Source organism: Paenibacillus zanthoxyli JH29 (genome assembly GCF_000520715.1).
GTDB lineage: Bacteria > Bacillota > Bacilli > Paenibacillales > Paenibacillaceae > Paenibacillus_AQ > Paenibacillus_AQ zanthoxyli.
This window is the reverse complement of sequence record NZ_ASSD01000271.1, coordinates 1-2,696: the sequence shown is the minus strand read 5'-3', so window position 1 is coordinate 2,696 and position 2,696 is coordinate 1. Positions and strand designations below refer to the sequence as shown.

3 protein-coding genes and 1 pseudogene are annotated in these 2,696 nt (G+C 49.1%); all 4 read left to right on the top strand.

All coding sequences use genetic code 11. The features are described 5' to 3' along the window. Positions 1–509: hypothetical protein (locus L691_RS28520; RefSeq protein WP_232229151.1), on the top strand; the 509-nt coding region annotated here is incomplete at its 5' end. A gap of 522 nt (positions 510–1,031) precedes the next feature. Continuing rightward, a pseudogene (locus L691_RS31225) lies at positions 1,032–1,522 on the top strand (DUF1349 domain-containing protein). Positions 1,523–1,545: 23 nt separating this feature from the next. Further along, positions 1,546–2,304 carry an exodeoxyribonuclease III gene (locus L691_RS0110075; protein WP_025690347.1) on the top strand — a complete coding sequence of 253 codons (759 nt, stop codon included), beginning with the start codon at positions 1,546–1,548 and terminating at the stop codon, positions 2,302–2,304. Positions 2,305–2,348: 44 nt separating this feature from the next. Beyond that, on the top strand, positions 2,349–2,696 hold a 348-nt coding region (locus L691_RS28515; protein ID WP_036736470.1), incomplete at its 3' end, for an aminopeptidase.

Genomic DNA, 2,696 nt, shown 5'->3' with positions numbered 1-2,696 from the left:
TTCGAGTGAAAGTCTATGACGAACACTTGTGGTCGGAGTGGTCAGAGGCAGGCTGGTTGAGGCATGGTGAGATATTGAAAAAAACCGTAAATCCATTACTACATGCGAGTGTTAGTAGTAATAGCACTAAGCTTCTGTCTGGACATGAAGCAACGGTAGCCATAACGGTATATGCAGAAGATGGATTGCAAAATAGTGATTTTAATGGACTTCACAAGGTAACTATAACAGGGTATCAAACAGCGCCAGACGGAATATCCGGCCAATTTGGAGGTTCTGCACTTGTTAATTCAGGAACAACTGTTGCAGACATTAATTTTCATCAAGGGATTGCAGAAATTCCGTTGTGGTTAAACCAAACTGGTCAACACACACTTTCTTTCCTATTAGACTCTGTTGATATTGGAAAGTTAGACTTAGAAATCATCCCATCTGAGGAGATTGGAGCCTTTTTAAGATACCGTTTACTAGTAAACGCAAAGAAAGTAATGATTTTTTGCCGTCTTTAAGTGAAACTAAACGATATAGGGAAAATAATGCATAGTCATCTTCGAGAACCGCTGGCAAAGCCCTAATTTTGAACTATAACCCGTAGAATGGACACTTTGAAAGAAGTGACACCCTACGGGTTATATTTTTTTAAAGTGTCTATTTTCGGGGTACCAGCAAATTATTGATTATTAAAAATTGGCTAGGATTTAAACTAACTATTTACCATTTTTGTAATTCTAAATATAGTCAGGTGGGTGAAGCAGGGCTGATTCTAGCTTAAATTCTCAGCACCAGTTAAGCGCTCATGGCCGCCGCCGCGTCCGGGTCCCGCAAATCCTCCAGTTCCCGGGCCAGCAGCTTAATGTCTTCGCTCATATTTATTCGTTCCTTTCATTATAGAAGAGTTCGGTAAGGTGCTAGTTGGCATAGTTCAATCATTGTATCACGCGCAGGCGGGAATGCCATACTCTAGCGTTTCATAGTTGTTGGAAGTGACGATGGAAAACTGATATTCTTAATAACGTCAGGGGGAATGCGAATTGACGATTCAAACGATACACTGGTCAGACGGGATCTGGACCAACCCGCCTGTATCCAGCCGCGTTGACCGCGAAAGACTGATTGTTGAAGCCGCAGAGCAGAGCGACTATTGGCAGCAAACGATGTATGGCTTTCAGCACGACAGCGGCCATGCCCTGCTGCATTCTTGGGAACGGCAACATGCTGCCGAGGTCAGCTTTAAGCCACCGATACATACTCGGACTGGTCACTGTCTCCTGTGCCTGAGTGGGCTGAAAAAGAGATCACCATTCGCGCGTCGCGGCTTAATGATGCCGTAATCATCCGAGCGAGAGCGGGGCAGGATGCCTGGCGGACGGTCAGAGTTGCCCGTTTTCCGCATCCGGCTGATGTGCAGGCGGGTCCTTTTTTATGCGCGCCCACAAGATCCGGGTTCCAGGTTGCATTTACCCGCTGGGTGCTCACGAGTCCCGATGAGGACATCCATACCGATCCGCCCGCAGAAGCATGAGAAAGTAAGGAGCTTAAGAAATCATGAAACTGATATCTTGGAATGTCAACGGGCTGCGAGCCTGTGTGAACAAAGGATTTAACGAGTATTTTGCGGAAGAAGACGCGGATATCTTTTGCTTGCAGGAAACGAAGCTTCAGGAAGGGCAAATCACCTTGGATCACGGGGAGAAATATAGACAGTACTGGAATTATGCCGTGAAGAAAGGGTACTCTGGAACCGCCGTCTTCACCAAAAAAGAACCGCTCTCTGTCTCCATTGGCATGGAGGGCGAGGAGGAGACGGAGGGGAGAGTCATCACGCTCGAATTTGAGGGCTTCTATCTCGTCAACGCCTACAGCCCCAATGCCCGGCGCGACCTTTCACGGCTGGCCTACCGGCTGGAATGGGAAGACCGCTTCCGCGCCCACCTGCAGCGCCTCGACAAGCAAAAGCCGGTTGTCATATGCGGGGATCTGAACGTTGCGCATCAGGAAATCGATCTGAAGAATCCGAAGTCCAACAATGGGAATTCCGGCTTTACGCTTGAGGAACGCGGGAAGATGACCGAGCTTCTGGCCTCGGGATTTGTCGATTCGTTCCGGTATCTGTATCCGGATAAAAAGGACGTCTATTCCTGGTGGTCCTATATGCCGAAGGTGCGGGAGCGGAATGTAGGCTGGCGGATTGACTATTTTCTCGTATCGGAAAGGCTGGCCCCCGCTATTGCCGATGCCCGGATCGAATGCGCGGTTATGGGCAGCGACCATTGTCCGGTCGTGCTGGAGCTGAACGGATTTTAAGGAACTTTGCTTTTAAACACAGAACAATCGGAGGATGAGAGGGCATGACTTCATTTGAACAGATGCTGGATAAATATGCGAATTTGGTTATCCAAGTGGGGGTGAACATTCAGCCCGGGCAGGTGCTAATGGTTCATGCTCCGCTGGAGACCGCCGAGCTGACCCGGCTGATTGTGGCCAAGGCTTATGAAGCGGGCGCCAAATACGTCATTGTGGATTGGGACGACGAAGCGGTATCCCGAATCCGTTACGAGAAAGCGCCGGAGGATTCTTTCGGATATTACCCGCAGTGGCATGCGGATATGCTGGAGAAATTCGCTAAAGAGGGCGGCGCGATCCTGCATATTAAAGTGCCCGATCCGGAGCTGCTGCGCGGCATCGATTCGGCTAAA